Origin of the sequence: Pseudoalteromonas rhizosphaerae (assembly GCF_902498845.1) — a bacterium.
In the GTDB taxonomy this organism is placed as follows: domain Bacteria; phylum Pseudomonadota; class Gammaproteobacteria; order Enterobacterales; family Alteromonadaceae; genus Pseudoalteromonas; species Pseudoalteromonas rhizosphaerae.
Window position 1 is genome coordinate 1 of sequence record NZ_CABVLM010000038.1, and the last position, 1,455, is coordinate 1,455.

Sequence of the window (1,455 nt, forward strand, 5' to 3'; positions counted from 1 at the left end):
AAGACCCGTTTGGGTTGTATGGTTAAGTGACTAAGCGTACACGGTGGATGCCTTGGCAGTTGGAGGCGATGAAGGACGTATTAACTTGCGATAAGCCTAGTCAAGCTAGTAAAAAGCACTTGAGACTAGGATTTCCGAATGGGGAAACCCACCTGCTTGCAGGTATCGTTAACTGAATACATAGGTTAACGAGGCGAACGCGGAGAACTGAAACATCTAAGTACCCGTAGGAAAAGAAATCAACCGAGATTCCGAAAGTAGCGGCGAGCGAAATCGGAACAGCCCTTAAGCTTAATTGGTGTTAATGGAAGGCTCTGGAAAGTGCCACGATACAGGGTGATAGTCCCGTACATGAAAATCCCTTTTAAGTGAAATCGAGTAGGTCGGAGCACGTGAAACTTTGACTGAATATAGGTGGACCATCATCTAAGGCTAAATACTCCCAACTGACCGATAGTGAACCAGTACCGTGAGGGAAAGGCGAAAAGAACCCCTGTGAGGGGAGTGAAATAGAACCTGAAACCGTGTACGTACAAGCAGTAGGAGCCCACTTGTTGGGTGACTGCGTACCTTTTGTATAATGGGTCAGCGACTTATATTTTGTAGCGAGGTTAACCGAATAGGGTAGCCGTAGGGAAACCGAGTCTTAACTGGGCGAATAGTTGCAAGGTATAGACCCGAAACCCGGTGATCTAGCCATGGGCAGGTTGAAGGTTGAGTAACATCAACTGGAGGACCGAACCCACTAACGTTGAAAAGTTAGGGGATGACCTGTGGCTAGGAGTGAAAGGCTAATCAAACCGGGAGATAGCTGGTTCTCCCCGAAATCTATTTAGGTAGAGCCTCGGACGAATACTTACGGGGGTAGAGCACTGTTAAGGCTAGGGGGTCATCCCGACTTACCAACCCTTTGCAAACTCCGAATACCGTAAAGTAATATCCGGGAGACACACGGCGGGTGCTAACGTCCGTCGTGAAGAGGGAAACAACCCAGACCGCCAGCTAAGGTCCCAAAGTCATAGTTAAGTGGGAAACGATGTGGAAAGGCCCAGACAGCCAGGAGGTTGGCTTAGAAGCAGCCATCCTTTAAAGAAAGCGTAATAGCTCACTGGTCGAGTCGGTCTGCGCGGAAGATGTAACGGGGCTAAACTATGCACCGAAGCTGCGGATTCAGAATTTATTCTGAGTGGTAGGGGAGCGTTCTGTAAGCGGTTGAAGGTGTACCGGGAGGTATGCTGGACGTATCAGAAGTGCGAATGCTGACATGAGTAACGATAATGCGGGTGAAAAACCCGCACGCCGGAAGACCAAGGGTTCCTATCCCATGTTAATCAGGGTAGGGTAAGTCGACCCCTAAGGCGAGGCCGAAAGGCGTAGTCGATGGGAAACGGATTAATATTTCCGTACTTGGTATAATTGCGATGGGGGGACGGAGCAGGCTAAGCAAGCATGGCG

The 1,455-nt window shown here is 49.4% G+C and carries 1 rRNA gene; it reads left to right on the plus strand.

Features of this window, described 5'->3' with window-relative positions:
- Positions 1 to 20: 20 nt before the first annotated feature.
- Positions 21 to 1,455: ribosomal RNA gene (locus tag PSR9079_RS23325) — 23S ribosomal RNA — on the plus strand; the annotation flags it as partial.